We start from the raw sequence: 26,417 nt of genomic DNA on the forward strand, positions 1-26,417 counted from the left end.
GGGCTCGCTGTGGCCATCAGCCTAGGACAAGGTGCGAAACAGGTGGTCGAGCAGGCCGGGAACCAGGTCCGGCCCCTCGAGCAGCGGGGCGTCCTCAGGCTCGCGGGCGCGCACGGCGCTGTGCCGTGATCCGTCGCGCGTGACGGCGGCGACGAGCCGCACCTCGCGCCGGTCCGGGTGTGCCGCGACGGCCTCCACGAGGGCGTCGGGGTCGTCGGGAAGGTCGTCCTCGGCTTCCGGCGGCAGCATCAGGCGCTCCACGACGGCGGCGCACCCGGCGACGGTCTCCGGCCAGGTGATGCCGGCCAGGAGCTCCTCCAGGTGCCGGTCGGACGGCAGCTCCTGCTCGATGGAGGTGAACCCGTCCGGGTGGTTCTCCAGCTGGGTGGCGAGGCGCTCGGCCAGGCTCGGCTCGGCCTCGACGAGGTCGGCGGTGGGCACGAGCGCGTAGAGGCGCGCGGGCTGGTCCCAGCCATCCGCGCCGACGTGCGCCTCGACCTCGAGCGTCACCAGGCGCAGCGGCGTGCTCGGCAGCGGCTCCTTCGCCGACTCGGTGCCTATCGACATTGGGGCACCTTCGCGTCGTGATCTTGCGCCAGCTTCTCGAGAGCGCTGATGGCGCCCTTCAGCGTGCTGATCCGCACCAGCGTCAGACCGTGGTCGTCGCCCTTGAGCGCCTCGGCGCAGTTCTCGGCGGGCACGAGGAACACCTCGACGTCGTCCTTCGCAGCGCCGGCGATCTTCTGGCGGATGCCGCCGATCGGCCCGACGACGCCCTCGGGGCTGATCTCCCCCGTGCCGGCGACGCGCAGGCCGCCGGTGAGCGGACCCGGGGTCAGGCGGTCGTAGATGGCCAGCGCGAACATCGTGCCGGCGCTCGGGCCGCCGATGCTCGAGCCGACGTTGTTCGTGATCTTCACCGGGTAGTCGAAGCGCGACCCGAGGCCGACGCCCACCCGCGGCTTCTTCGGGTCCTTCGCGTCCGGCTTCGTGACGATGTCGAACGTCTTGGTCTCGCCCTTGCGGCGGATCTCGATCGACACCGTGTCACCGGGCTCGAGTCCGGAGACGCTGCGCACGACCTGCTCCGCGGTGGCCATCTTCTTGCCGTCGACGCTGAGGATCTCGTCGTCGGTGCGCAGCGTGCCGGCGGCCGCGCCCTTCGCGTCGACGGACTTGACCAGCGGGATCTCCGGGACGGTGTAGCCCGCGGCCCGGAGGGCGGCGACGCGCGAGTTGTCCTTGGAGCTGGAGAGCTGCGCCGCGCCCTCGGCGTCGGACTGCTTCTGCGACTCCCCGTCGCGATAGACGAACGACTTCGGGACGACGGCGGTGTCGTCGGAGAAGTACGTCTTCACGGCGTCGAAGATCGACAGCCTCGACTCCTCGCGGCTCACCGAGACGGTGGTGAAGTCGAGCGAGCCCTTGGTGTCGTCGTACGTCTTGACGTCGCTGCCGAACGTGAACATCGGCTTGCCCTCGAACTCGCCGAGCGTGTTGAACGCCGGGCCGGGCCGCATCGTCACGTAAGGAACCGGGACGAGGAACGCCACGCAGGACAGCACGATCACCGACAGCGCCGCCGTCAGCATGGTGGCGTAACGGGGGCTGGGTCCGGTGGGGTCGACCGCGTCTGGCACGGGTATCAGCCTAGAGACGCCCGGCAAGGGGCAGACGCAGGCGTCGCCGTGGTCCTACGGTGAGTTCATCGACCTCGGAGGCTTGCCATGAGCAACCTGGACATGACGATCATGCTCGCGATCCACGACGCCCTGCGCCGCGACCTCGAGGAGGTGGCCCGGCGGGCCGCCCGGCCGAACAGCGGGCTCGAGGCCGCGGTCGGGTGGCAGCTGTTCTCGTCGTACCTGGACATCCACCACCGCGCCGAGGACGACCTGCTCTGGCCGATGCTGCAGGAGGTGCTCGTCGAACGCCCCGACGACCTCGCCCTCGTCGACTCGCTCGAGGAGGAGCACGCGCAGATCGACCCGATGCTCGCCGAGATCGACGCCGTGCTCCGAGGGGAGTCGTCCGAGTCGCTCGGCGACGTCGTCGACGCGCTCTGCACCGGGCTGCGCGCGCACCTGCAGCACGAGGAGCAGGACGGGCTGCCGCTCATCGACGACGTGCTCTCCGGCGAGCAGTGGGCCACCTTCGGGATGAACTCCGGCGCCCGCGTCGCGCACGACGCCGCTCGGTTCGTGCCCTGGATGGTCAGCGCCGCCGATGATCCCGAGAGCTTCGTCGACCGCCTGCCTCCGCCGTTCCAGCAGGGCTACCGCGGCGGCTGGGCCGACGAGTACGCGAAGCTCAACGTTTGGGGCTAGCGAGTTCACGGTGGTCGAGTAGCGCCGAGGAACGAGGCGCGTATCGAGACCACATCGACTGGTGGTCTCGATACACGCCCAGCTCGCTGGCGCTCGCGGGCGCACTCGACCACCGAGTGGTTACTAGTCGGCGTGCACCCAGGTGGCGTCGCCGCTGGTGTACGTCTGGTGCTTCCAGATCGGCACCTCGGACTTCAGGTCGTCGATGAGCCGACGCCCGGCCTCGAACGCCTCCTGCCGGTGCTGCGCCGAGATCGCGACGACGACGGCGAGGTCGCCGATCGCGAGGTCGCCCACGCGATGCACGGCCGCCAGCGCGACCACGTTGATCTCCGCCGCGATCCGCTCGGCGACGTCGCGCAGCCGGTCGAGCACCGACGGATGCGCGCTGTAGCTCAGCTGCTGCACCTCGCGGTCCTCGTCGACCGTCCGGACCGTGCCTACGAACAGGGCGATGCCGCCGGCCGAAGGGTCACGCACAGCCTCGAAGACCTCGTCGAGGCTCAGCGGGGCGTCCCGGACGTCGAGCAGGCGGATGTCGGCCACCTGGCCATCGTATGGGGAGACCACGGTCGTTGAGCTTGTCGAAACGACGCTTCGACAAGCTCAACGTCCGTGTGCGCGCTAGAAGGTGGTGTGCACTCCCTGGGTACGCTGGCGACATGGCCGACGAGGAGCCTCAGGACCCCGACAACCCCTACAAGGGCACGCCCATGGAGGGGTTGTTCGCCGCGCTCGGCGGTGCCGGTGGCGGGCAGGCGCCCGACCTGAGCGCCATCTTCGGCCAGCTGCAGCGGATGTTCCGCCCGCACGACGGCCCCATCGACTTCGAGATGGCCAAGGACGTCGCCCGTCACACGGTCGCGGCGGCAGGGCCCGACCCGTCGGTGCCGTCCAACCAGGCCAACGCCGTCGACGATGCCGTGCGCCTCGCGGAGACCTGGCTCGACCGGGTCACCGAGATGCCCGCCGGCGCCGACCGGTCCGTCGCCTGGAGCCGCGCCGAGTGGGTCGAGGCCACCGCCCCGACCTGGAAGACCCTGGTCGAGCCCATCGCCCAGCACGTGGTCGACGCCATGGGCACCGCGCTGCCCGAGGAGGCGCGCGCGATGGCCGGGCCGCTGATCGGCATCCTCAACCAGGCCGGTGGCGCGATGTTCGGCCAGGAGATCGGCCGCGCGCTGGCCGGTCTCGCCGGCGAGGTCGTCTCCTCCACGGACATCGGCCTGCCCCTCGGCCCCGAGCGCACCGCTGCCGTGCTGCCGCACAACGTCGCGGCGTTCGGCGAGGGCCTGGAGCACTCCGCCGCCGACATCCTCCTCTACGTGGTGCTGCGCGAGTGCGCCCACCACCGGCTGTTCCAGCACGCCGCGTGGCTGCGCCCGGCGCTCGTCGGCGCCATCGAGGAGTACGGCCGCGGCACCCGCATCGACATGTCCGCCATCGAGGCGAAGATGACCGAGCTCGACCTCTCCCAGCCCGACGAGATCGCCCAGGCGCTCCAGGGCGGGCTGTTCGAGCCGGAGCAGACGCCGGAGCAGCAGCGCGCGATCGAGCGGCTCGAGACGCTGCTCGCGCTGGTGGAGGGCTGGGTCGACGAGGTCGTCCAGCAAGCCACCGCCGAGACCATGCCCGCCGCGGCCTCGCTGTCCGAGGCGATGCGCCGCCGCCGAGCCACCGGTGGACCGGCGGAGCAGACGTTCGCCCAGCTCGTCGGGCTGGAGCTGCGGCCGCGTCGGCTGCGCGAGGCCGCCACGCTGTGGGCCGCCCTGCGCGACCGCCAGGGCCCGGAGGCCCGCGACGCGGTGTGGAAGCACCCGGACCTCATGCCCACGACCGCCGACCTCGACGACCCGCTCGGGTTCGCGCAGGCCGAGCCCACGTCCGACGCCGACTTCGACGCCGCCCTCGGCGAGCTGCTCGACAGCGACGGCGACGCCCCCGAGGAGTGAGCCTCCACGCCGACGCCCGCGCCGTCCTCGAGGCGTGGGAAGCGCCGGACGACGAGCAGTCGCGCCTGCGTGCGCTCTACCTCCAGCATCTCGACGCCCAGCCCGACGGGCTCCTGCGCACCTGCCACCCGGACCACGTCACGGCGAGCACCTTGGTCATCTCGCACGACCACACCCGGGCGGTGCTGACCCTGCACGACATCGTGCGGCTGTGGCTGCAGACCGGCGGTCACTGCGAGGCCGACGACCTCACGCTCGCCGACGCCGCGCTGCGTGAGGCCCGGGAGGAGACCGGCATCGACGACCTGGTCCTCGACCCGGTGCCCGTGCTGCTGTCGCGGCACGAGGTGCCGTGCGGACCGGTCCGTCCGTCCCACCACCTCGACGTCCAGTTCGTCGCCGTGGCCCCCGAGGGAGCCGAGCCGGTGCGCAGCACCGAGTCGCTCGACCTCGCGTGGTTCCCGCTGGACGACCCGCCGGAGCCGACGGATCAGAGCGTGCGCGACCTCATCGCTGCTGCCAGCTCACGCCTTCGAGGAACCCCTTCGCCCTGACCGTGTGCGGATAGGCCTCGACCAGCGCCCAGAACCGGGCGCTGTGGTTGGGCTCGATCAGGTGCGCCAGCTCGTGCAGGAGCACGTAGTCGATGACCCACTCCGGCATGCCCTTGAGCCGGTCGGACAGCCGGATGGTGCGATCGCCCGAGGTGCAGGAGCCCCACCGGGTTTTCTGGTTGGAGACCCACCGCACGCTCGCCGGCACCGCGCGGCCGTCGAGCCAGCGCTCCGACAGCTCGGTGGCGCGCTCGAGCAGCTCGGTGTCGCTGGGCCGGGTGGCCTTCTCGCGGCGGTCGAGCCGCTCGACGAGGCTGCGGACGTGCCGCTGCTCCTCCTCGACGCTCAGGTGCGCCGGCACGAGCACGATCGTCTTGTCGCCCTCACGGTACGCGCGGACCGTGCGCTTGCGCCGGCTGCTGCGCCGGATCTCCACCTCGCCCATGCGTCTCAATCTAATCGGCGGCACCACCGGTCCCCTGACGCCACGAGACCTTTTCCACCGTCCACACCGACGGTCGGCGATCGGGCTGGTCACGGAGAGCCACCTGCCGCTGAGCCGGTCGTCGTCCACGTCCTGTCCACGCTCTGTCCACGGCTCGTCCACACCCGTTCTCGGCGATGCACACACGTTGTCCCCACAGTTATCCACAAGGGTGGACAACGATTTCGGAAAACCGTTGACGGGCTCGCCGCGACGCCTCTAGTCTGCCCCGCCGCGCCCGGAAAGGGGCCCCGAAACAGCCCCGCGTCGCACGGCCCCGCCTGCCCGGAATTCCGGCCTTTCTCCTCTAGCGTGTGAGCAGAACCACATCGGCGAGGAGGCCATGATGTCGGAAACGTGGAGCGGCGAGTTCTACTGCGTCAAGTGCAAGGACAAGCGCGAGGCCACCGGCGAGGTGCAGGTGAGCGACAAGGGCACGCGCATGGCCAAGGGCATCTGCCCTGTCTGCGGCACCAAGCTGAACCGGATCCTCGGCAAGGCCTGACCCTGGACGTCACGTGTGGACGGCCGGCTCGTCAGTCGGCCGTCCACACGTCAGCCTGGCGGCATGACGCACCTGCGGCCCGTCGTCCGGCCAGGCTCCCCGCTGCTGCGGCGTGACGCCGCGCACCTGCAGATCGGCACCACTCCTGGTGTGGTCGTGCCCGACCGGCCCGGTCTGCTCGCGTTCCTGCGCCTGCTCGACGGCGTCCGCGACCTCGACCGGCTGCGCAGCCTGGCCCGTTCCGAGGTCCCCGAGCTGGACGTCGACCCCACCGAGGTCCTGCGGCCGTTGATCGCCGCCGGCGCCGTCGTCGACGCCTCCCGGCTCCGTCCGCAGCCGGTGCGGCTCGCGGTGTCGGTGCACGTCGATCCCGCCGCCCACCGGTTCGGGAGCCTCGTGCGCGGCGCGCTCACCGACGTCGGCGTGCGCGACCTCGACGCCCCCGACCCGGACCTCCTCGTCGTGGTCAGCTGCGGCGAGCCCGGGCGCGCGGTGTTCTCCGCGGCCGCCCGCCAGTCCGTCTGCCACCTGCCCGTGGTGCTCGACGACGACCGCGTACGTCTCGGCCCGCTCGTCCGCCCCGGTCTGACGCCGTGCCTCGGCTGCCTCGACCTGACCCGCGCCGACTGGGACCCCGCCTGGCCGGTGCTCCTGCACCAGCTCGGCCGCCCCGGCCATCTGGCCGCACCCCCAGTCGTCGACCCGGTGCTGCTGCACGTCGCGGCGGCCGAGGTCGCGTCGGAGGTCCGGGCGCTGGCCACCGGACGGTCGCTGCCCACGTCCGGAGCCGTCCTGGCTCTCGGCCCCGCGCACGACGCTCGCGACTCCTGGCCGGTGGCGTTCCACCACGCCTGCGGGTGCGCCCTCCTGCCCGCGGCCTAGGTGAGGGCCAGCTCCTCGCTCTGCAGCATCACGTCGCGCCGGCTGGACACCCCGAGCTTGGTGAGCACGGCCGACACGTGGTGGTCCGTGGTCTTCGGCGAGATGAAGAGCTGGGCGGAGATCTCCGCGTTGGTGAGGCCGCGAGCCATCAGACGGGCCACCTCGAGCTGGCGGTTGGTGAGCCCGCCGGGGTTCGCCCGCGTGCTCTCGCGCGGCCGGGCGGGCACGCCGTCGATGCCGTCGGCCCGCATGTCGACGCGGCGGCGGTCCGCCGTCGCGGTGGCGCCCAGGCCGTCGAGCAGCTCGACGCCGCGGATCCGGAGCTCGGGATCGGTCGCGTCGCCGAGCGCCAACGCCTCGGCGAACGGGTCACCGGCGTCGTGCCACCACTGCGCCGCCTCGGCGTGCTTCCCGTCGAGTGACAGCCGGTACGGCTCGGCCAGCTCGGACGGACGCTGGAAGGCGAGCCCGAGCCGCTGCACCCACGCGGCGAGGTCGCCGAGGGCCCAGCCGGCGCCTGCGGTGTCGCCGAGGCGCGTCAGCTCGTCGACGGCCAGTCCGGAGACCCGCTCGTCGACCTCCCCGGTCATCCAGCCGTGCTCGGCGAGCGCCGCGAGCAGGGGCAGGCGGCGCACCGGCTCGTCCAGGCTCTCCGCGAGTCGCCAGGCCGCTTCGAGCGGCTCGTCGACCGTCGGCTCGACGCCGCGACGCAGCGGGACCAGGCTCGAGACCAGGAACGGCCACATCGTGCCGAGCGGCATGCCGCGCTGGTTCAGCACCACTTCGGCGTCCTCGAGGGCGGCGTCCCAGCGACCGCGCAGGAGGTGCAGACGCGAGCGCACGCCGGTCTGCCAGTGCGAGCAGATCGGGATGTCCCGCTCGGCCGCGAACGGCAGCGCGAGCTCGAGCACCTGGCTCGCGTCGCGGAGTCGTCGGTGCTCGACGTCGTGGTACACGAGGTTGGAGAAGCCGGTCGACGCGAGCTCGTCGAGGCCGCGCTCGCGGGCGGTGGCGATCGCCTTCGACACCGCCGTCCGCTGCTCCACGTCGCCCTGGGCGAGCTTCACGATGGCGTCGAACATCCCGGCCCGGACCGCTAGAGCGGCGTCCCCGGTCGCCTCGGCCACCTCGGCGGCATCGGCGCAGGCGGCCAGGGCGACGTCGAACTCGTTGCGCTGGGCCGCGAGGTAGGCGCGGGTGACGCGCGATCCGGCGTAGATCCGGCGGGCGCCGGCCTCGGTGGCGACGTCGGCCGCCCGGTCGGCGTGCGACTCGGCCTCCTGGCGGCGGCCGTTGTAGTACTCCAGGACGGCAACGGAGTCGTGCGCGGACGCGAGGCCGGTGAAGTCCCCGGCGGCGCTCCACAGCGGGAACGTCGCCTCGATGTTGCCGATCGCCTCCGGCAGCCGGCTGGACAGGTACTGCTCGAAGCCCAGCTTCTGCTGCAGCTCCGCCCGGACCAGGTCGTCCTCGGAGCCGTCGAGGTGGTGGAGCGCAGTCTCGAAGAACGCCGCCGCGTCGGTGTGCGAGCCGGCCTTCATCGCCTGCTCGCCGGCGGCGGTCGCGTACGTGACGGCGCGGCCCGCGTCGCCGGCGCCGACGGCGTGGTGGGTGAGGACGGCGGGGTCACGGATCCCCACCTCCTCGTGGGCGTCGAGCAGCCGCCGGTGCAGCGGCGCCGCGCCGCCGGGCGGGATCGTGCTCTCCACCGCGAGGCGGGCCAGCTCGTGCCGGAAGCCCACCCCGCCGCCCGCCGGGGCGAGGAGGCCGGTCGCGTCCAAGCGCTGCAGCGTGGGCAGGTCGACGCCAAGGGCCGGGAGCAGACGGTCGTCGATGCGCTCCGGCGCAGCGGCGACGAGGTGCAACGTCTCGACGTCGGCGGCGGAGATGTCGGCGATCCGGGCGAGGACGGCGTCGCGGACCGAGACGGGCAGCGGCCGGTCCGGCTGCTTGGCGATCTCGGTGACGAAGAACGGGTTGCCGCCGGTGAGCACGTGGACGCGTCCGGGGTCGAGCGAGGTCTCGCCGACCAGGGTGGTGACGGCCTCGCGTGACAGCGTCGGTAGCGGCAGGCGTTCGCACGACTCGAGGCGCGCGACGTCGCCGAGGAAGCCGCGGGCGGGATGGGCGGCGCCGACCTCGTGGTCGCGCGTGGTGACCAGGAGGGCCAGCGGGATGGTCTCGACGCGCCGGGCGAGGAAGCGCAGCACCTCGACGGACGCGGCGTCGGCCCAGTGCAGGTCCTCGACGACGAGGACGGTCGGCGTGTCGCGGAGCGCCGCGTAGATCTGCTCGCAGACCTCCGCGAGCTGGCCGACGTCCTGCGTCAGGTCGCCCAGGCCCAGGTCGGCGGCGACGTCGCGGAACGGGCCGAGTGGGCGGGGCGTCGAGAGCGGGTCGCAGCCCGACCAGAGGACGCGCACGGCAGCGTCGGCGACAGCCGCCGCGGTGAGGACCGACTTGCCGACCCCGGCGTCGCCGGTGACCGCCACGACGGATCCCGTGCCAGACGCGGCCGCCACGACGGCGGCCTGCAGCGCCCCCAGCTCGCGTCCGCGCTCGAGGAGCTCCACGCGCTCAGGATAGGACCGCGCGGCGGGTCGACTGGGCCGTTTTCGCCCAGTCTCCCCGCCACGGGTCAGGACGGTCACGCCGACTTCAGCTCGGCGGTGTGCGGCCCGAACTCGTTGGCGACCTCGGACACGACGTTGGCCGGGAAGCCGCCGCGGCGGGCGTGCTCGCGGATGGTCTCGGCGTCGTCGGTCTCGTGGACGCAGTAGATCTTGTCACCGGCCACGTAGCTGTTCACCCAGGTGTACGGGACTCCGAGCGAGTCGACGGCCTGGTTGGACGTGCGGGCGATGTCGGCCAGCTGCTCGGGGGTGAGGCTGCTGGCGCCCTCGATCTCGCGCTCGATGATGAAGCGGGTCATGGCGTTTCTCCTTCGGTGGTGTGGCGACGGGTGCCGCCGTCCCGTCCAGGCTCGTCCGTGGGCAAGGTCACTTCATCGGGAGAACCACCCCATGTTTGTCGCGCCACTATCCTGAGCAGGTGCCAGACGACGACCGCCGATCGACGCCGAAGTCGCTGCCGAGCAGCGCATTCGCGCGTGGCGTGCGCCTGGCGTCGCTGCCCGTCGGGTTCGCCGGACGCACCACGATCGGCGTCGGCAAGCGCCTCGGCGGCGCCCCCGCGGAGGCCGTCCTGCTGGAGGTCCAGCGCCGCACGGCCGACCAGGTGTTCACCGTGCTCGGCCAGCTCAAGGGCGGCGCGATGAAGTTCGGCCAGGCGATGAGCATCTTCGAGGCCGCGCTCCCCGACGAGATCGCCGGCCCCTACCGCGACACGCTCACCAAGCTGCAGGACGCCGCTCCGCCGATGCCGCCCGGCACCGTGCACCGCGTCCTCGCCACCGAGCTGGGCGACGACTGGCAGGACCTCCTGACCATCGACGACGAGCCGGCCGCCGCGGCGTCCATCGGCCAGGTCCACCGCGGCACCTGGCACGACGGCCGCGAGGTCGCCGTCAAGATCCAGTACCCCGGTGCGGCCAAGGCCCTGCGTTCGGACCTGCGCCAGGTGGCCCGGCTCGCCCGGATGATCGGCGTGATCATGCCGGCGGTCGACGTGAAGGGCATCGTCGAGGAGATGCAGGAGCGCGTCGTCGAGGAGCTCGACTACGAGCTCGAGGCGGGCGCCCAGTCGCTGTTCGCCCTGGAGTTCGCCGACGACCCCGAGATCGTCGTGCCGGAGGTCGTGCACAACACCGGCCAGGTGCTGGTCAGCACGTGGCTGGAGAGCAAGCACTCGCTCGCCGAGATCATCACCAACGGCACACCGGAGGAGCGCGACCGCTACGGCGAGGCGTACGTGAAGTTCCTGTTCGCCGGGCCGGCCCGCACGGGGATGCTGCACGCCGACCCGCACCCCGGCAACTTCCGGATCATGCCCGACGGCCGCCTCGGCGTCGTCGACTACGGCGCCGTCGCCCGCCTGCCCGGCGGTCTGCCGGTCGAGGTCGGGTCGGTGCTGCGCGACGCCGTCGACGGCGACTACGACGCCGTGCGCGACCAGCTCCGCGAGCTCGGCTTCCTGCGCGGCGGCGTCGACCTGACGGCGGAGGAGATCGAGCGGTACATCGGCCCGTTCGTCGAGCCGGCGAGCGCCGAGACGTTCACGTTCAGCCGCGACTGGATGCGTCGTCAGATGGTCCGCATCAGCGCCCCGAACGCGGAGGGCATGGGCACGGCGCTGAAGATCAACATCCCGCGGCAGTTCGTCCTGATGCACCGCACCTGGGCCGGCGGCATCGGCGTGCTGAGCCAGCTCGGCGCCACCGCCCACTTCCGGGCGATCCTCGAGGAGAACCTCCCGGGTTTCTCACGCTGACGAGAGACTTCCGGCCCCTCGACGAGCGGATTCCGGCTCTCCTCGCAGCGCCGTAAATCTCTCGTCAGCGGGCCGGAAGTCTCTCGTCAGCGGGCCGGCAGTCTCTCGTCAGCGGAGGCGGGAGGCCGCGGCGGCGATCCGCTCGTCAGTGGCGGTGAGGGCGATCCGGACGTGCTGGGCGCCGGCGGCGCCGTAGAAGTCGCCAGGAGCGGCGAGGATGCCGCGCTCGGACAGCCAGTCGATCGTGTCGCGGCAGGGCTCGCCGCGGGTGGCCCAGAGGTAGAGCGCGCCCTCGGAGTGGTCGACGGTGAAGCCGGCCGACTCCAGGGCGCCGCGGAGCTGTGCGCGCCGGGCCAGGTAGCGACGCTGCTGCTCGTCGACGTGCGCGTCGTCGGCGAGGGCGGCCACCATGGCGGCCTGCACGGGCGTGGGCACCATGAAGCCGAGGTGCTTGCGGACGGCGAGCAGCTCAACGACCACGGCCGGGTCGCCGACGACGAACGCGTCGCGGTACCCGGCGAGGTTGGAGCGCTTGGAGAGCGAGTGCACCGCCAGCAGGCCCTCCAGCGAGCCGCCGTTGACATCGGGGTGCAGCACCGACACCGGCTCGCCCTCCCAGGCGAACTCCAGGTAGCACTCGTCGGAGACGAGCAGGGCGCCGCGCTGGCGTGTCCACTCGAGCACCTTGCGCAGGTGGTCGGCGCCGAGGATGCGGCCGTGCGGGTTGGCCGGCGAGTTCACATAGACCAGCGCCGGCCGGGCCGGGCCGAGCGCGACGGTGGAGTCGGCGGCGACGACCTCGCAGCCGGCGTACCGCGCGCCGACCTCGTACGTGGGGTAGGCGAGCTCCGGCACGACGACCACGTCGCCGGCGCCGAGGCCGAGCTGGACCGGCAGGTTGGCGATCAGCTCCTTGGAGCCGATGGTGGCGAGCACGTGGTCGGCGGTGAGTCCGGTGATGCCGAAGCGACGCTCCAGCCAGTCGACGACGGCCTGCCGCATCGCCTCCGGACCGAGGACGGTCGGGTAGCCGGGCGCGTCGGCGGCGGCGATCAGCGCCTGCTGCACGACCTGGGGCGTCGGGTCGACCGGCGTGCCGATGGAGAGGTCGACGAGCCCGTCGGGGTGCTCAGCGGCGCGTTGCTTGGCGGCGGCCAGCGTGTCCCACGGGAACTCGGGGAAACGGCCCGAGACCGGCTTCCCCTGGGTGCTCATTCCTGGTTCTGGGGCGGGAGCGCGGCGATGATCGGATGGTCCTTGTCGATGACGCCCATCTTGGCGGCGCCGCCGGGAGAACCGATCTCGTCGAAGAAGTGCACGTTCGCGTCGTAGTACTCCTTCCACTCCCCCGGGGTGTCGTCCTCGTAGAAGATCGCCTCGACCGGGCACACCGGCTCGCAGGCGCCGCAGTCGACACACTCGTCGGGGTGGATGTAGAGCATCCGGTTGCCCTCGTAGATGCAGTCGACGGGGCACTCGTCCACACAGGCGCGGTCCTTGAGGTCCACACAGGGCTGGGCGATCACGTACGTCACGGCAACTCCTTCTCCATCGGGCTACCACCAGTATCCCGGCCGACCCCAGCCGACCGTGAGGCAGGTCCGACACGCGGACATGACAGGCTCTCGCCATGACGATGGACGACGCCCGCGGCCGGCGGATCGTGGTGCGTCATCGGCTGCCAGGACGGGGCCCGAGCGGGGGGCCGGCGCTGAACGACGTCGTCGGCCGCCTGGTCGAGCTGACCACCGACGAAGCGGTCGTCGAGCGTCGCGACGGCTCGACGGCCCGGGTGCCGCTCGCCGACGTCGTCACCTGGAAGCAGGTCCCGGAGCGACCGGTGCGGCGGCGCCCCGCCGCGTCCTTCTCGCCCGACGAGCTCGCCCGGATCACGTCGCGCGGCTGGCCCGCGATCGTCAGCGAGCCGCTCGGCGAGTGGGATCTGCGCGCCTCCGAGGGGTTCACCGGCCGTGCGTGCTCGGTCGCGGCGGTCGGCGACCCGGGCCTGCCGTTCGACGAGGCGCTGGCCGCCGTCGACGCGTTCTACGCCCGGCACGGGCTCCCGTCGATGGCTCAGGTCGTCATCGGGTCGCAGGAGGACCGCGCCTTCACCGGGGCCGGCTGGACCATCTCGAACGGCACGAGACCGGGCGCGATCGTGCAGGTGTCGGACCTCGACGGCTCCCACGTCGCCGACCCGGCCGTGCGCATCGAGCCGCACCTCGACGACCCCTGGCTGGCGATGTACGGACGCGTCGAGGGACTCGAGGACGCAGCGCGACGAGTGCTCGAAGGTCCGAGCGCCGTGGGCTTCGCCTCGCTCGGCCACCCCACCGTCGCGATCGGCCGGGTCGTCGTCACCGGAGAGTGGGCCGGCGTGGCCGCGGTCGAGGTGGCCCCGGAGCGCCGCCGCGAGGGCCTCGCCCGGCGGATCGTGACGTCGATGCTCGCCTGGGCGGTCGAGCACGGCGCCGACAAGGCGTACCTGCAGACGATGCGCGACAACGACGCCGCGCTCGCCCTCTACGCGCCGTTCGGCTTCGTCGATCATCACGAGTATCGCTACCTGACTCCGCCGGAGGCGAATACGCTCACGCCATGAGCGACGTCCCGCCGATCGATCGGCGTCGGGCGCTCGGGTTGCTCGGGGGTCTCGGACTCGCGGCACTCGGGGCGTGCCGGCCGATCGAGTCCCCCGACGACGAGGCGACGGACGCTGCGCCCGCGGGGCCGGTCGGCAACCTCGAGCAGGACGTGCCGGAGCAGCCGGTGAAGGTCGGTCCGGGCGAGATCCCCGAGGAGACGCGCGGCCCGTTCGCGGCTGACGGCAGCAACGGCCCGAACGTCCTCAACCGCAAGGGCGTCGTCCGTCGCGACATCACCCGAAGCTTCGCCGGCCCGAGCGACGTCGCCGTCGGCGTGCCCGCCACCCTCGCGCTCACCGTCATGAACCGACGCGGCTCGAAGCGCACCCCGTACGAGGGCGCCGCCGTCTACGTCTGGCACTGCGACGCGTACGGCCGTTTCTCGCTGTACGACCCGGTGATCTCCAACCAGAACTACCTGCGCGGCGTGCAGGAGGTCGACGCCAAGGGCCGCGTGTCGTTCCGCACGATCTACCCGGCCGCCCGCGCCGGCCGGTGGCCGCACATCTACCTGATGGTCTTCGAGTCCGTCGAGGCGGCGACGACCGGCGGCCGCCCGCTGCGCACCACCCAGATCGCGCTGCCCGGCGACGTCTCCGAGAGCGTCTACCGCCGCACCCCGTACCAGCAGAGCCTGCGCAACCTGGCGCTGTCGAAGATCACCGCCGACACGGTCTTCGCCGACGGGCACGAGCACCAGCTCGCCAAGGTCACCGGCAACGCCGACGACGGCCTGCGGATCGCCCTGACCTTCGACGTCTAGTCGGACTTCGGCTTCTTGCCGCAGATGACGTGGTCGGCGGCCTGGTAGACCGCGGTGTCGGTCTCCCGCTTCACGATCTTCCCGCCCCGCAGGAACGTGCGGTAGATGTCGATGTCGAAGCCCGGGATCGGGGACTGCGGCACGCAGCGCGGGGTGTCGTCGTACTGCGTGCCGGGCGATCGGGCGTTGCGTCGCTTCGACTGGCCGGCCTGGATGTCCCAGACCTTGGTGCTCCACAGCTCCACGTGCATCTCGCCGCGCGACGACGGCGTGCTGCGGTTGACGTAGGCGCGGATGAGCACGCCGTACTTGGTGGGGTTGCGGAAGCGCAGGTCGAGGTTGCCGAAGTACACCGTGGCCTCACGCCCGACCGGGTAGCGGTCGATGTAGAAGGCGTGCGGGTGGTGCTCGACGTCGTCCATGCCGCCGAAGAACCCGGCGTTGTACGTGGTGGTGGCCACCTGCGAGACACCGCCGCCGAGCTCCTCGCGGAACACCCCGCCGTTGATCACGGTGCCGGTGACGAACCCGTTGGCCGTGGTGCGTTCGCCGACGGTGTTGTTGAAGCTGAACGTCTCGCCGGGCTTGAGGATCGTGCCGTCGATGAGCTCGGCGGCCCGGCCCTGGTTGATGTTGCGGTACTCCGCGTAGGGGAAGTACGTGCTGAAGGAGCTGATCCGCTCGCGGATCTTGAGCGCCTTCACCTCCTCGGTGGTGGTCTCGGGCTCGACGACCTTGGCGGTGATGCTGACGCTGCGGGCGTCTCCGGTCTCGGTGAGGACGGGGACGAGCTTGCGGGCCATCTCCTCCGGCTGCAGGCCGATGCCGGGCTTGCCGGGCACGACGACCGCCTTGCCGCCCTTGATCTTCACGGTGGCGTCGACGGCCTTCTTGCCGATGCCGGTGGTGCGGTCGGTGAGCGGCTTCGCGAGCTTCTCCGGGTCGATCTTCGGCACCATGTCGCTGCCCTCGACGCCGATCGTGAGCGCCGGCGCGTACGCGGTGACCGGCAGCTCGACCTTCTTGTCACCGACCTTGATGATCACCGGCGCGCTGACCGCGGGCTTGGCGATGGTCTCCATCGCGTCGGCCAGGCCGTCGGCGTCGACGGACGGCTCCGCCACGTCGGTGGGCACGGGGACGGGATCGGACTCCACGAGGTACGCGGCCTTGATCGCCTCGGCCGTGTCGGAGCGCAGGGCGACGAGGCCGGCCTTCGGCTGCCGCGCCTTGGGCTTGGTCTTCACGAACGTGATCAGCGGCTCGACGACCTCGACGTCGACGCTCTCGCCGATGCTCGCGACGACGCTGTCGAGCTTCTGCTCCTCGACGTCCAGCGCCGGCGCGGTGTCGTGGTCGCCGAAGACCAGCCCGACCATGTCGCGCGGGTCGAAGCTGTGCTGACCGCCCGCCTCCTCGATGCTGCGATCCAGGTCGAACGTGAGACCGGCGTCAGTGGGCTTGATCGTGAACTGCTTGCCACCGTGCTCGAGCACGATGTCGTCGCCGACGTGCGGGGTGAGCGCCCGGTCGACGGTGTCTTTCGCGTCGGACGGCGACATGCCGCTCACGTCGACGCCGCCGATCGTGGCGTTGGCCGGCATCCGCAGGCCGGTCATCACGTAGCCGACGGCGTACAGGACCGCGAGCACCCCGACCACGCCGAGCAGCGCCCAGCGCCAGCGGCGACGATGCTTCGTGTCCTCGGCAGGCGGCGGTGGCGGCGGCTCCTCCGGCGGGGTGGCACCGAAGGCCGCCCACAGTGCGTCGGTGGGCTCGTCGTCCTGGGGTTCGGGCTCGGGTTCCGTCGTCTCGACCAGCTCGACGACCGGTTCGGGCTCTGGCTCGGGCTCCGGCTCAGGTTCGGGCTCCGCCGCCGGCTCCGGCCGGATGACGGGCTCGGCGACCGGGCTGGCCGGTGGCTCCTCGGCGTCCTCGTCGAGGTCGAGCTCGTCGCTCTCCTCGACCAGGCCCTGCTCGACCTCGGGGTCGTCGGGGCGCTCGTCGTCGCTCACGGCGCACCCCCAGACTCGTACACGGTCTTCTCGCTCTCCGGTGAGCGCACGATCGTGCCGTAGTGGGAGCGGTAGTACAAGAGCGGGTCGTCGGCGCCCTCGCGCACGGCCGCCCCGATCACCTCGCCGACGAGGATCGTGTGGTCGCCGCCGTCATGCGTGGAGACGGTGCGGCACTCCAGCCAGGCCAGCGACGCGTCCAGCAGCGCCGCGCCGGTCTGCTCCCCCCGGTGGTGCGGCACGTCCTCGAGCTGGCTGTCGAGCGGCCGGCCGCGGTGCGCGAACCACGCCGACGCGGCCTGGCCCTCCTCGGCGAGGATCGAGACGCCCCAGGTACCCGACCGCAGGACCGCGTCGTGGAACCGCGCCGTGCGGTCGGAGACGACGAGCACCAGCGGCGGCTCCAGCGAGACGGACGTGAACGCGCTCGCGGTCATCGCGTGGTCGACCCCGTCGGACACCGTGGTCACCACGGTGACGCCGCTGGCGAACCGGCCGAGGGCGTCGCGGAACGCCCGCTGGTCGACCGGTTGGCTCACCGGGACAGCCTAGGGAGGAGGAACAGCACACCCACGATGGCCCCGGTGCCCGCAAGGGAATACGTCCAGCCGAGCCAGTCGTCGGCCACGAGGTAGCTGCCGTTGGACAGCATCATCGGCACCATCAGCACGAGTCCCCAGCCGAGCGCGAACCACGCGGCGCCGACGCGGTGCAGGCGGGCCGCGGCGACGGCCACCAATGCTGTGACGGCCACGGACAGCACCAGTCCCCACGGCCACGCGACGCCCCCGGCGCGCCACTCGTGCCGGTGCACGAACGACCCCAGGACCCCCACGTAGGCGCCGGCGACGAGCATGCCGACCCGGATCACCGGTGACCGCTCACAGACCGGCGAACAGGTCGTCCTCGAACGCCGAGCCGTCGGCCGGTGCCGGCGTGCCCTTGACGAGGCGGTAGAACTCGGTGCCCCAGGCGCGCTGCGCGACGTCGTTGGACAGTGCGAAGAACGGGCCGTCGACGGCGATCTGCGTGGCGTGCGCCCGCATGGCGTCCATCTTGGCGTCGACCCACGGCGAGCCGTCGACCGCCGCGTCGAGGTCGTCGTCGTCGATCGCGAACGGTGGGAGGTTGTCGGGGTCCATGCCCTCCATGAACTGCAGGTCGCCGGCCTCGCGGATCTCCTTGATGCCCTGGCGCAACGCGCTCTTGGACATCGCGGTCCAGTAGATCTTCGGGACGTCCCAGGCCTCGCCGAGGTCGCGGCGGTACGAGGGCGCCGCGGCGAGGTCGGCGGCGTAGTGCGCGACGCGGTGCGCCTGGATGTGGTCGGGGTGGCCGTAGTTGCCGAACTCGTCGTAGGTGACGAGCACCTGCGGCCGCTCCTCGCGGATGATCGGCACCAGGTGGTTGGCGGCCTCCAGGAGGTCGGCGTGCCAGAAGGCGTTCTCGTGGATCTCGTCGGCCGCCGTGGCATTGCCGTCGTCATCCCACTTCATGCCCGAGTCGCGGTAGCGGCCCTCGCCGCCCAGGATGCGGTGGTCCGTGACGCCGAGGAGCGCCATCGCGGCGTCGAGCTCGGTCTTGCGGTGGGCGCCGAGGGCGTCGTCACGGTCGGCGGCCAGGTGCTCGAGCTCGGGCACCAGGATCTCGCCCATCTCGCCGAGCGTGCAGGTGATCAGCGTGACCTGGGCGCCCTCGGCGACGTACTTCGCCATCGTCGCGCCGGACATGATGGTCTCGTCGTCGGGATGGGCGTGGACGAGCAGGAGTCGCCGGTCGCTCAGGGTCATGGTCTCCAGCGTATCGACGCCCGCCACCGTGGTTGGATCGAAGCCATGACGGACTCCTATCCCCGGCTGGCCGCCCGCACCGCCCGCTTCACGCTCGGCATCCCGCGCAACCTCTCGGTCTCGCCCGACGGGCGCAAGGTCTGGTTCATCCGGACGCCGGACGGGGTGACCCGCACCGGCCAGCTGTGGGAGCACGACGTCGCCACCGGCACGGAGTCCCTGGTCGTCGACCCGGACGCGCTGCTCGGGGACTCCGGCGAGGAGCTCTCCGCCGAGGAGCGCTCGCGACGCGAGCGGGCCCGCGAGTCCGGCGCCGGACTGGTCGGCTTCGCCGTCGACGACACCGGCCGATGGGCGTCGTTCGCGCTCTCCGGCCGCGCGTGGGCCGTGCACCTCGCCGGCCGCGCCGTCACCGCGCTCCCCTCCGTCGGCTCGGTCGTCGACCCGAGGGTCGATCCCACCGGGCGCACCGTCGCCTACGCGTCGGGCGGTGCGCTGCGCGTCGTCGGAGTCACCGGCCAGGACGAACGCGCCCTCGTCGAGCCCGAGTCGCCCACCGAGGTGTGGGGCCAGGCGGAGTTCGCCGCCGCCGAGGAGATGGACCGGCACCGCGGCTTCTGGTGGGCACCGGACGGCCAGTCGCTGCTCGTGGAGCGATACGACGAGCGCGACGTCCCGGTCTGGCACGTCGCCGACCCCGAGCACCCCGAACGGAAGCCGGCCGAGCAGCGCTACCCGGCCGCCGGCACCACCAACGCCGACGTGACCCTGTGGCACGTCGGCCTCGACGGCTCCCGCACCGAGGTCCTCTGGGACCGCGCCGCGTTCGAGTACCTGGCGAGCGTCAGCTGGAACCAGCACGGCGACCCGGTCCTGCAGGTCCTGAGCCGCGACCAGCGACGCGTCCAGGTGCTCGCCGCCGACGTGAGCACCGGCGCCACCCGCATCCTGCGCGACGTCTCGGACGACGACTGGGTCGAGCTCTCCAGCCCGCCGCGGCTCGCCGAGGGCGGCCGGCTCGTGACGCTGGAGGACGTCGACGGGATGCGTCGCGTCGTCGTCGACGGGACGCCGGTCAGCGACGCGAGCTGGCAGGTCCGGAGCATCGTCAGCACGCATCCGGACTGCGTCGTCGCCACGGCGTCGCAGGAGCCGGTGGAGGTTCAGGTCGTCCGGTTCGGGCTGGACGGCACCGCGGAGCCGATCACATCGGGCGCGGCGGTGCACGGTGCGGTGGTGGGCGGGCCCACGACGGTCGTCGTCCGCTCGTCGCTGGAGCACACGTCCACGACCGTGACCGTGCACCCGGAGGACGGAGAGCCGCAGCAGATCACGGTGGCGAGCGAGCCGCCGCCGCTCGAGCCGGTCGTCACGCTGCTGCACGCCGGACCGCACGCACTCCGCACGGCCGTGCTGTTCCCGCGCGACCACCAGCCGGGTTCCCAGCGCCTGCCGGTGCTCATGCACCCGTACGGCGGGCCGCACGCCCAGCGGGTGCTGGCGTCCGCCCGGATGTTCCTCGAGCCGCAGTGGCTCGCTGACCAGGGCTTCTGCGTCGTCGTGTCCGACGGGCGCGGCACCCCGGGCCGTGGGCACGCGTGGGAGCGGGCGATCCGCGACGACTTCGCCGGCGTCACGCTCGACGACCAGGTGGCCGCGCTGCAGGCGGTCGCCGAGCAGTACCCGGACGACGTCGACCCGTCACGCGTCGGGATCTCCGGGTGGTCGTACGGCGGCTACCTCGCGGCCCTCGCCGTGCTCGACCGGCCCGACGCGTTCCATGCCGCCGTCGCCGGCGCGCCGGTCACCGACTGGCGGCTGTACGACACCACCTACACCGAGCGCTACCTCGGCGACCCGAACACGCAGCCGGACGTCTACGACCGGAACTCCTTGATCGGCCGAGCGGCGTCGCTGAAGCGGCCGCTGCTGCTGATCCACGGCCTGGCCGACGACAACGTGTTCGCCGCCCACACCCTGCAGCTGTCGTCGGCCCTCCTCGCCGCGGGCCGGCCGCACTCCGTGCTCCCGCTGTCCGGCGTCACCCACATGACGTCGCAGGAGGTCGTCGCGGAGAACCTCGCCCTGCTCCAGGTCGACTTCCTGAAGCAGTCGCTGGGCTAGGTGTCCTTTCGACAAGCTCAAGGACCGAGGGGCGACACGGTCGTTGAGCCTGACGAAACGACGTCAGCGGCGGGGCTCGTCGGGGAGGTCGGGCGGGTCCTCGACGGAGAGGTGCGGGTCGCCGGGCATCCAGCCGCCGTAGACGTCGACCATGGCCACAACGCCGTCGTCGAACGGCTCGACCTCGAGCACCCAGCCGTGGTCCTGCGCGTCGTCCTCGCCGGCGAACGGCTCCTGCCGGAGCGACGTCGTGTAGCCCTCGGCCTGCAGCGCGCCGATGAGCTCGGCCGCGTCCTCCTCGGAGTCGAAGAAGATCTCACCCATGGCCAGAATCTAGCCGGTGGGTCGCCCTCCCGAGATCGGTTATCCTGGCCGAGCACTGTTCCCGATCACGAGGTGCCTATCACCGTGAAGCTCTGAGGTCCGAGACCTGCGCGATTCCTCGCGCGCCTTCGTCGACCTCGTCACGTCCCGCACTGCGCAGCGTCTCCACGCGTCCCGACCCTTCGGACCCTTGGAGCCTCCATGCGATCACACCTTTCTGCCCACGACCTCACCTTCACCTGGCCGGACGGCGCTCCGGTCGTCGACGGCCTGGACCTCGACCTCGGACCCGGCCGGCACGGCCTCGTCGGGCTCAACGGCAGCGGCAAGTCGACGCTGCTGCGCCTGCTCGCCGGCGAGCTGCCGCCCGCCCGCGGGACGGTCCTCGTCGAAGGCACCCTCGCGTACCTGCCGCAGGACCCGTTGCGCGGTGACGAGAACGACGTCGCCGACGTGCTCGGCATCGGCCCGACGCTGCGGGCACTGCGCCGCATCGAGGCCGGCGAGACCGACGTGGCGCTGTTCGACGCGGTCGGCGACGACTGGGACGTCGAGGAACGGGCGACCGCCGAGCTCGGGCGCCTCGGCCTCGCGCGGCTCAGCCTGGACCGCCCGATCGGCACCCTGTCCGGCGGCGAGCTGGTGCTGCTCAGCCTCGGCGCCCGTCTGCTGCGACGTCCCGGAGTCCTCCTGCTGGACGAGCCGACGAACAACCTGGACCGGTCCGCCCGCGCTCGGCTGCGCGACGTCGTCGACGGCTGGAGCGGCACCCTTGTCGTCGCCGGGCACGACCGCGAGCTGCTGGCGTCGGTGGACGACATCGGCGAGCTGCGGAACGGCGAGCTGCGCTGGTTCGGCGGCGGGTTCGACGCCTACGAGGAGATCGTCGCCGCCGAGCAGGAGACCGCCCGGCGGGCGGTCCGCGACGCCGAGGCCGACGTCCGCAAGCAGCGTCGCGAGCTCGCCGACACCCAGGTGAAGCTGGCGCGGCGGGCCCGGTACGGCCAGAAGATGAACGACCAGAAGCGCGAGCCGAAGATCATCATGGGCGCGCGGAAGCGAGCCGCTCAGGTATCGGCCGGGCGGCTGCGCGGTGAGCACGAGGAGGACGTGGCCGCGGCCCAGGAACGCCTCGAGGCCGCCGAGCTCGAGGTCCGCGACGACCGGGAGATCCGCCTCCGGCTGCCGGCGACGGCTGTCCCGCCGTCACGCGTGGTGCTGACGACCGAGGAGCTCCGGCTCGCCCACACGGGTCGGGCGGTCGACCTCGACCTGCGCGGTCCCGAGCGGGTCGCGCTCATCGGGGCGAACGGGACGGGCAAGACGACGCTGCTCCGCACCGTCGTCGGCGACGTCGCGCCCGCCGGCGGCTCGGTGCACCTGCGCGTCCCGGCGCGCTACGTGCCGCAGCGTCTGGACCTGCTCGACGACGACCTCAGCGTCATCGACAACGTCCGTCGGCACGCTCCGGACGCCGACCAGCAGCACGTCCGTCACCAGCTCGCCCGGCTGCTGTTCCGCGGCCGCGCGGCGGAGCGGGAGGCGTCGACGTTGTCCGGCGGCGAGCGCGTCCGCGCCACGCTCGCGTGCGTCCTGCTGGCGGAGCCGGCGCCGCAGCTCCTCTTGCTCGACGAGCCGACGAACAACCTCGACCTGGCCAGCACACGGCACCTCGTCGAGGCGCTCGCGTCGTTCGAGGGCTGCCTGGTCGTCGTGAGCCACGACGAGCGGTTCCTCGACGAGCTCGAGCTGGATCGACGCGTCGAGCTCTAGCCCAACGCGGCCTCGATGTCAGGACGCCGGGACCGGAAGGCGGCCAGCCGGTCCCGGGTCCGCTGGGGCTCGCCGACCCGGGCGAGATTCTGGAAGCCGACGTCGCCACGCTCCTGACCTGCGGCGATGCGGTCGGTGGCGGCCTCCATCCGGCGCTCGACCGCGTCGAGCAGGGTCAGCGGACCCCACTCGCCGTAGGCGTCGGCGAGCAGGTCGAGCCGGTGCGCGGTCTGCTCGGCGCCGATGTCGCGGTAGAGCGGGATCGCGGTCCACGCCATGAAGGCGAGGTCGTCGATCGGCTTGCCGGGCCCGGCCATGTCCCAGTCGATCATCGCGACGAAGTGGCCGCTCTGGATGATCCAGTTGTAGGCGCCGGGGTCGTGGTGGCAGACGATCTCGTCGTCGGCGAGCTCCACCGGCTCGTCGTGGCCGCGCCACTGCCGCGGTCCGTCCGGGCGGAACGTCTCGACGACGTCGTGCAGCTCGCGCAGCCACTCCCCCGCCTCCACGAGCACGGACTCGAGCACCACCTCGTCGTCCACCGGCACCCCGCGGCCCTCGACGTAGGACAGCACCTCGCGGTCGTCCTCGACGCCGTGCACCTCGGGCACGCCGCGGAGCCCCGCGTCGGCCAGGTGGCCGAGCAGCTCGTGCACGGCCGGGGTCCACGGGCCGGTCGGGCGACGCACGGTGCGGCCCACGCGCGTGACCCCGCCGACCGCGCCGGGCAGGTGCTCCTCGGTGCTCATCCTTCGATCGTGGCACGACGCCCGTGGCGCGCCATGGCAGGCTGAGGCTCGTGGGCCACTCGCACGGGACGATGACCGACCTCGGCCCTCCGCGTCGCGGGCTCGCGACGGCGCTGGCGACCGTGGTCCTGGCCATCGCCGCGGCGGCGATCGTCGGCATGGTCGCGCTCTGGCCCGACCACGACGACGTCCCGCGCAACCTCAACCCCTACAGCGCGAAGGGCGTCACCACCGTCGACGCCACCGTCACCGCGGTCCATCCGTTCGACTGCGGCTCCGGCGGCGAGGGCCCGGACAACCTCCCGTCGGTGAAGGGCGACTGCGCCAAGGTCTCCGCAACGACGAAGGACGAGACGGCGACCTTCACCCTCGACGCCGGCCGGTACCGCGCCGGGATCGACAAGGGCGACGACATCCGGGTGATCCGGATCCAGCCTGACGGCCAGCCGGTCTCCTGGGAGTTCCTCGACTTCCGTCGTGGCCTGCCGCTGACCGCGCTCGCCGTCGTGTTCGCCCTGCTCGTCGTGCTGGTGGCCCGGTGGCGGGGCCTGTTCGCCCTGGTCGGCATCGGCGTGACGATGGTCGCGCTCACGACGTTCGTCCTGCCCGCCATGCTCGCCGGGGAGGACGCGCTCGCGGTCGCGGTCGTGGGCTCGACGGCCATCATGATCGTCGTCCTCTACCTCGCGCACGGCATCAGCATCCGCACCACGTCGGCGCTGTTCGGCACATTGGCCGGCATCGCGATGACGGCCGTGATGGGTCTGCTCGCCACCGGCTGGACGAGCCTCAACGGCATCGGCTCGGAGGACGACCAGACGCTCCTCGCCTCCGTCCCGTCCATCGACCTGCACGGCGTGGTCGCGGCGACCATGGTGATCGCCGGCCTGGGCGTGCTCAACGACGTCACGGTCACCCAGGCCAGCGCGGTGTGGGAGCTGCGATCGCTGCGGCCGAACGCCCTGCGGCCCGAGGTGTTCGCGTCGGCGATGCGCATCGGCCGCGATCACATCGCGTCGAGCGTCTACACCCTGGTGTTCGCCTACGCCGGCTCCGCGATGACGATCCTGCTGCTCATCACCGCCTACCAGCGCGGGCTCGCGGAGGTGGCCACCAGCGAGCAGATCGGGCAGGAGATCGTCCGCACCCTCGTCGGCGCGATCGGACTCGTGCTGGCCGTGCCCATCACGACGTTCGTGGCCGTGTGGCTCGCGCCCAAGCCGCAGGAGCCGGCCGAGGTCGACTGATCAGAGGTCCGGCGGCACGTGCGGCGGGACGTTCTCGTGGTCGCGCTCGCGCACCGCGCGCTTGATCTGCTGCAGGTTGTTGCGCAGCAGGTCCGAGACCAGCTCGTCCATCCGCGGGTCGCCGAGCATGTCGACGAGGACGCGCAGCGTCGTCTCGGTGACCTCCGAGACCACGGTCTCGTAGCCGGGGAGCCGCCCGACCAGTCGGACGTTCGGGTCCTGCCGGACCTTCTCGACGACCAGTCGCTTGAGCTCGTCGTGGTTCTCGACGACGGCCGCCGCGATGTTCTGCGTGTAGTGCCCGGTCTGGATCACGTCCGCCACCTCGTCGAGCACCATGATCGTGATCGGCCGCTTGACCAGCGAGATCACCCACTCGCGCAGCCGGTTGATGCGCCGTACCGCCCACGGCGTCCGCAGGCCGCGACGCACCAGCACCGCGGTCAGCAGGGCGGAGCCGATCGCCAGGAAGAACAGCACCACGACGATCAGCGCCACGAGCTGCCAGGCGCTCAGGCTCTCGAGTCGGTCGCCCAGGTTCATCGGTTCATCGTGCCGTACGGAGGTAGGGCGTGGTCGTGCTGACGGCTACCATGCCGGAGCGCTCGAGGATCGGCCGTGACATCGGCGTGGAGTCGCTGTGCATGTACCGCTTGCCGAGCCGGAGCGCCGAGCGGGCCCGGGCGGAGGTCAGTGCGCGGTAGATGCCGCGGCCGCGCCATTCCTTCAGGGTCGCGCCACCCCAGATGCCGGCGAACTCCGTGCCGGCGACCGGCTCGAGCCGCCCGGCGCTGACGATCTCACCGTCGTGCTCGGCCACCCAGAGCTCCATGCCGTCGTCGAGTGACAACCGGCGCATCAGGGCGTCGGCCGAGCGGTCCGAGACCGGGTCGCCGAACGCGACGTCCTCCATCGCGGCCATCGCGCGGACGTCCGGCTCCTCGTGGACGGTTCGTAGCGTGATGCCGTCGGGCAGCGGCACGTCGACCGCGAGCGCCGCGACCTCGCCGATCATGATCGACTCCGGCTCCTCCTCGACGAAGCCGTGTGCAAGGAGCGCCTCGTGCAGACCGGGTGCGACGTCGTGCCCGCGGGTCTTCCACTCGACGCGCTTGATGTCCGGGTCGGCGTCGTAGTGCGCGACGGCCTGGGCGACGAGGTCGGCGATCTCGTCGGCGTCGGCACCGTCGAGGTCCTGGTAGGTCACGAACCCGCGGCCGCCGGCGAACGTCACGAGCCGCAGCGGTCCGAGGCGCGTCACCGAGATCGCGCTCGGCGTCTCGGCGTCGGTGCGCAGCTGCTCGTCGTAGGCGCGGAGGAGCGTGGCGACGTCAGTCATCGAGCGCCGGCGGCATCGTGGCCAGAAGCCGCGGGTCGGGTGCACCGCCGGCCGACCGGAGCAGGCCGACCACGGCGCGCACCAGCGTCATCAGGTCCTTGGGCTTCCGCTTGTCCAGCCCGCCGATCAGCTGCTGGAGGATGGTGAGCTGGTCGAAGTAGATCCGCTCGGTGACCAGCTGCTCGTCCTCGTCGAAGACGAAGTAGGCAGTCATCCGCGTGCGGTGCTGACCGCCGGTGGGCGGGATCTTGGCGAGCGGTCCGCGGTGCGTGCCCATCAGCCAGAACTCGACGACGACGGCGTCGACGGTGTGACGCAGCGCGATCAGCTCGTGGTGCTGGTCGGGGAAGGCGACGCGGGTGTCGTGGTAGTACTCGCGCACCTCGCCGTCGCCGTCGTGCACGGTCATCTGGGCGATGAGCTCATAGTGCGGGTGCGGGAACGTCGACAGCGTGGCGTCCCAGTCCTGGGCGACCTCGTCGGCGAAGTGGTCGAGCACGACCTTCTCGCGCGCTCTCAGTACGTCCTCGGGCGGCAGGGTGAATCGCGACATGC

General features: G+C 72.1%; 28 protein-coding genes. 11 read left to right on the top strand and 17 right to left on the bottom strand.

Annotated features, from left to right (window positions below; translation table 11 throughout):
* Positions 1-21 precede the first annotated feature (21 nt).
* Both FHP06_RS08465 and FHP06_RS08470 read right to left on the bottom strand, forming a co-directional pair.
* Entirely contained in the window at positions 22-567 is a 546-nt protein-coding gene (locus FHP06_RS08465) for a PPA1309 family protein (protein ID WP_147685727.1), read from the bottom strand.
* The gene (locus FHP06_RS08470; RefSeq protein WP_147685729.1) at positions 558-1,640 is read right to left on the bottom strand and encodes a YlbL family protein; all 1,083 of its coding nucleotides are present in this window, start codon (positions 1,638-1,640) and stop codon (positions 558-560) included. Before FHP06_RS08470 ends, FHP06_RS08465 begins: the two co-directional genes overlap by 10 nt.
* A gap of 87 nt (positions 1,641-1,727) precedes the next feature.
* On the opposite strand from FHP06_RS08470, the gene FHP06_RS08475 reads away from it, so the two are divergent.
* Positions 1,728-2,327 carry a hemerythrin domain-containing protein gene (locus tag FHP06_RS08475; RefSeq protein WP_147685731.1) on the top strand — a complete coding sequence of 200 codons (600 nt, stop codon included), beginning with the start codon at positions 1,728-1,730 and terminating at the stop codon, positions 2,325-2,327.
* Between the two features lie 123 nt (positions 2,328-2,450).
* On the opposite strand, the gene FHP06_RS08480 is transcribed toward FHP06_RS08475, so the two are convergent.
* On the bottom strand, positions 2,451-2,873 hold the full coding sequence (locus FHP06_RS08480) for a molybdenum cofactor biosynthesis protein MoaE (RefSeq protein ID WP_147685733.1): 423 nt from the start codon (positions 2,871-2,873) through the stop codon (positions 2,451-2,453).
* A gap of 116 nt (positions 2,874-2,989) precedes the next feature.
* On the opposite strand from FHP06_RS08480, the gene FHP06_RS08485 reads away from it, so the two are divergent.
* On the top strand, positions 2,990-4,279 hold the full coding sequence (locus FHP06_RS08485) for a zinc-dependent metalloprotease (protein ID WP_147685735.1): 1,290 nt from the start codon (positions 2,990-2,992) through the stop codon (positions 4,277-4,279).
* Positions 4,276-4,833, top strand: a complete 558-nt coding sequence (locus FHP06_RS08490; protein ID WP_147685737.1) for an NUDIX hydrolase — start codon at positions 4,276-4,278, stop codon at positions 4,831-4,833. Before FHP06_RS08485 ends, FHP06_RS08490 begins: the two co-directional genes overlap by 4 nt.
* Here the strand turns inward: FHP06_RS08490 and FHP06_RS08495 are convergent.
* The gene (locus tag FHP06_RS08495) at positions 4,787-5,278 is read right to left on the bottom strand and encodes a M48 metallopeptidase family protein (protein WP_147685739.1); all 492 of its coding nucleotides are present in this window, start codon (positions 5,276-5,278) and stop codon (positions 4,787-4,789) included. The two genes, FHP06_RS08490 and FHP06_RS08495, sit on opposite strands and share 47 nt — an antisense overlap.
* 385 nt (positions 5,279-5,663) lie before the next feature.
* Here FHP06_RS08495 and FHP06_RS16000 point away from each other — a divergent pair, with 385 nt between their 5' ends.
* Both FHP06_RS16000 and FHP06_RS08500 read left to right on the top strand, forming a co-directional pair.
* On the top strand, positions 5,664-5,822 hold the full coding sequence (locus FHP06_RS16000) for a DUF5679 domain-containing protein (RefSeq protein WP_187271852.1): 159 nt from the start codon (positions 5,664-5,666) through the stop codon (positions 5,820-5,822).
* A 63-nt stretch (positions 5,823-5,885) separates the two neighbouring features.
* A complete protein-coding gene (locus FHP06_RS08500; RefSeq protein ID WP_147685741.1) occupies positions 5,886-6,704 on the top strand; it encodes a TOMM precursor leader peptide-binding protein in 819 nt (272 codons plus the stop codon).
* On the opposite strand, the gene FHP06_RS08505 is transcribed toward FHP06_RS08500, so the two are convergent.
* On the bottom strand, positions 6,701-9,277 hold the full coding sequence (locus FHP06_RS08505; RefSeq protein ID WP_147685743.1) for a helix-turn-helix transcriptional regulator: 2,577 nt from the start codon (positions 9,275-9,277) through the stop codon (positions 6,701-6,703). The genes FHP06_RS08500 and FHP06_RS08505 overlap by 4 nt on opposite strands.
* A 74-nt stretch (positions 9,278-9,351) precedes the next feature.
* Complete coding sequence (locus tag FHP06_RS08510) at positions 9,352-9,636, bottom strand: DUF4242 domain-containing protein (RefSeq protein WP_147685745.1); 285 nt, start codon at positions 9,634-9,636, stop codon at positions 9,352-9,354.
* A 119-nt stretch (positions 9,637-9,755) separates the two neighbouring features.
* Between FHP06_RS08510 and FHP06_RS08515 the strand changes: the two genes are divergently transcribed.
* Positions 9,756-11,093 (top strand): ABC1 kinase family protein, encoded by a 1,338-nt coding sequence (locus FHP06_RS08515; protein ID WP_147685747.1) that lies wholly within the window; start codon positions 9,756-9,758, stop codon positions 11,091-11,093.
* 108 nt (positions 11,094-11,201) lie between these two features.
* On the opposite strand, the gene dapC is transcribed toward FHP06_RS08515, so the two are convergent.
* Both dapC and fdxA read right to left on the bottom strand, forming a co-directional pair.
* Positions 11,202-12,308, bottom strand: coding sequence for a succinyldiaminopimelate transaminase (gene dapC / locus FHP06_RS08520; RefSeq protein ID WP_147685748.1), 1,107 nt, complete (start codon positions 12,306-12,308; stop codon positions 11,202-11,204).
* Positions 12,305-12,628: a ferredoxin gene (fdxA, locus tag FHP06_RS08525; protein WP_147685750.1), complete on the bottom strand. Its 324-nt coding sequence runs from the start codon at positions 12,626-12,628 to the stop codon at positions 12,305-12,307. The genes dapC and fdxA overlap by 4 nt, the downstream gene beginning before the upstream one ends.
* Before the next feature lie 95 nt (positions 12,629-12,723).
* Between fdxA and FHP06_RS08530 the strand changes: the two genes are divergently transcribed.
* Positions 12,724-13,695: a GNAT family N-acetyltransferase gene (locus FHP06_RS08530; protein WP_147685752.1), complete on the top strand. Its 972-nt coding sequence runs from the start codon at positions 12,724-12,726 to the stop codon at positions 13,693-13,695.
* On the top strand, positions 13,692-14,501 hold the full coding sequence (locus FHP06_RS08535; protein WP_147685754.1) for a dioxygenase family protein: 810 nt from the start codon (positions 13,692-13,694) through the stop codon (positions 14,499-14,501). Before FHP06_RS08530 ends, FHP06_RS08535 begins: the two co-directional genes overlap by 4 nt.
* Here FHP06_RS08535 and FHP06_RS08540 read toward each other — a convergent pair.
* From FHP06_RS08540 to mshB, 4 genes are read right to left on the bottom strand one after another with little or no spacing between them, the layout of a single operon-like run.
* Positions 14,498-16,516: a VanW family protein gene (locus FHP06_RS08540; protein ID WP_147685756.1), complete on the bottom strand. Its 2,019-nt coding sequence runs from the start codon at positions 16,514-16,516 to the stop codon at positions 14,498-14,500. The two genes, FHP06_RS08535 and FHP06_RS08540, sit on opposite strands and share 4 nt — an antisense overlap.
* Positions 16,513-17,055: a flavin reductase family protein gene (locus FHP06_RS08545; RefSeq protein ID WP_147685758.1), complete on the bottom strand. Its 543-nt coding sequence runs from the start codon at positions 17,053-17,055 to the stop codon at positions 16,513-16,515. The genes FHP06_RS08540 and FHP06_RS08545 overlap by 4 nt, the downstream gene beginning before the upstream one ends.
* Complete coding sequence (locus FHP06_RS08550; protein WP_147685760.1) at positions 17,052-17,387, bottom strand: hypothetical protein; 336 nt, start codon at positions 17,385-17,387, stop codon at positions 17,052-17,054. The genes FHP06_RS08545 and FHP06_RS08550 overlap by 4 nt, the downstream gene beginning before the upstream one ends.
* A 10-nt stretch (positions 17,388-17,397) precedes the next feature.
* On the bottom strand, positions 17,398-18,306 hold the full coding sequence (gene mshB / locus FHP06_RS08555; protein ID WP_147685762.1) for an N-acetyl-1-D-myo-inositol-2-amino-2-deoxy-alpha-D-glucopyranoside deacetylase: 909 nt from the start codon (positions 18,304-18,306) through the stop codon (positions 17,398-17,400).
* A 45-nt stretch (positions 18,307-18,351) separates the two neighbouring features.
* On the opposite strand from mshB, the gene FHP06_RS08560 reads away from it, so the two are divergent.
* Positions 18,352-20,430, top strand: coding sequence for a S9 family peptidase (locus FHP06_RS08560; protein ID WP_147685763.1), 2,079 nt, complete (start codon positions 18,352-18,354; stop codon positions 20,428-20,430).
* A gap of 63 nt (positions 20,431-20,493) precedes the next feature.
* On the opposite strand, the gene FHP06_RS08565 is transcribed toward FHP06_RS08560, so the two are convergent.
* Positions 20,494-20,754 carry a hypothetical protein gene (locus FHP06_RS08565; RefSeq protein ID WP_147685766.1) on the bottom strand — a complete coding sequence of 87 codons (261 nt, stop codon included), beginning with the start codon at positions 20,752-20,754 and terminating at the stop codon, positions 20,494-20,496.
* Between the two features lie 201 nt (positions 20,755-20,955).
* On the opposite strand from FHP06_RS08565, the gene FHP06_RS08570 reads away from it, so the two are divergent.
* Positions 20,956-22,527, top strand: coding sequence for an ABC-F family ATP-binding cassette domain-containing protein (locus tag FHP06_RS08570; protein ID WP_147685768.1), 1,572 nt, complete (start codon positions 20,956-20,958; stop codon positions 22,525-22,527).
* Here the strand turns inward: FHP06_RS08570 and FHP06_RS08575 are convergent.
* Entirely contained in the window at positions 22,524-23,276 is a 753-nt protein-coding gene (locus tag FHP06_RS08575) for an aminoglycoside phosphotransferase family protein (RefSeq protein WP_147685770.1), read from the bottom strand. The two genes, FHP06_RS08570 and FHP06_RS08575, sit on opposite strands and share 4 nt — an antisense overlap.
* A 50-nt stretch (positions 23,277-23,326) precedes the next feature.
* Between FHP06_RS08575 and FHP06_RS08580 the strand changes: the two genes are divergently transcribed.
* Entirely contained in the window at positions 23,327-24,523 is a 1,197-nt protein-coding gene (locus FHP06_RS08580; protein ID WP_147685772.1) for a YibE/F family protein, read from the top strand.
* On the opposite strand, the gene FHP06_RS08585 is transcribed toward FHP06_RS08580, so the two are convergent.
* From FHP06_RS08585 to FHP06_RS08595, 3 genes are read right to left on the bottom strand one after another with little or no spacing between them, the layout of a single operon-like run.
* Positions 24,524-25,066, bottom strand: coding sequence for a hypothetical protein (locus tag FHP06_RS08585; protein ID WP_147685774.1), 543 nt, complete (start codon positions 25,064-25,066; stop codon positions 24,524-24,526).
* 4 nt (positions 25,067-25,070) lie between these two features.
* A complete protein-coding gene (locus FHP06_RS08590) occupies positions 25,071-25,862 on the bottom strand; it encodes a GNAT family N-acetyltransferase (RefSeq protein ID WP_147685776.1) in 792 nt (263 codons plus the stop codon).
* Positions 25,855-26,415 carry an ester cyclase gene (locus tag FHP06_RS08595; RefSeq protein WP_147685778.1) on the bottom strand — a complete coding sequence of 187 codons (561 nt, stop codon included), beginning with the start codon at positions 26,413-26,415 and terminating at the stop codon, positions 25,855-25,857. Before FHP06_RS08595 ends, FHP06_RS08590 begins: the two co-directional genes overlap by 8 nt.
* Positions 26,416-26,417 lie beyond the last annotated feature (2 nt).

Source organism: Aeromicrobium terrae (assembly GCF_008039565.1).
In the GTDB taxonomy this organism is placed as follows: domain Bacteria; phylum Actinomycetota; class Actinomycetes; order Propionibacteriales; family Nocardioidaceae; genus Aeromicrobium; species Aeromicrobium terrae.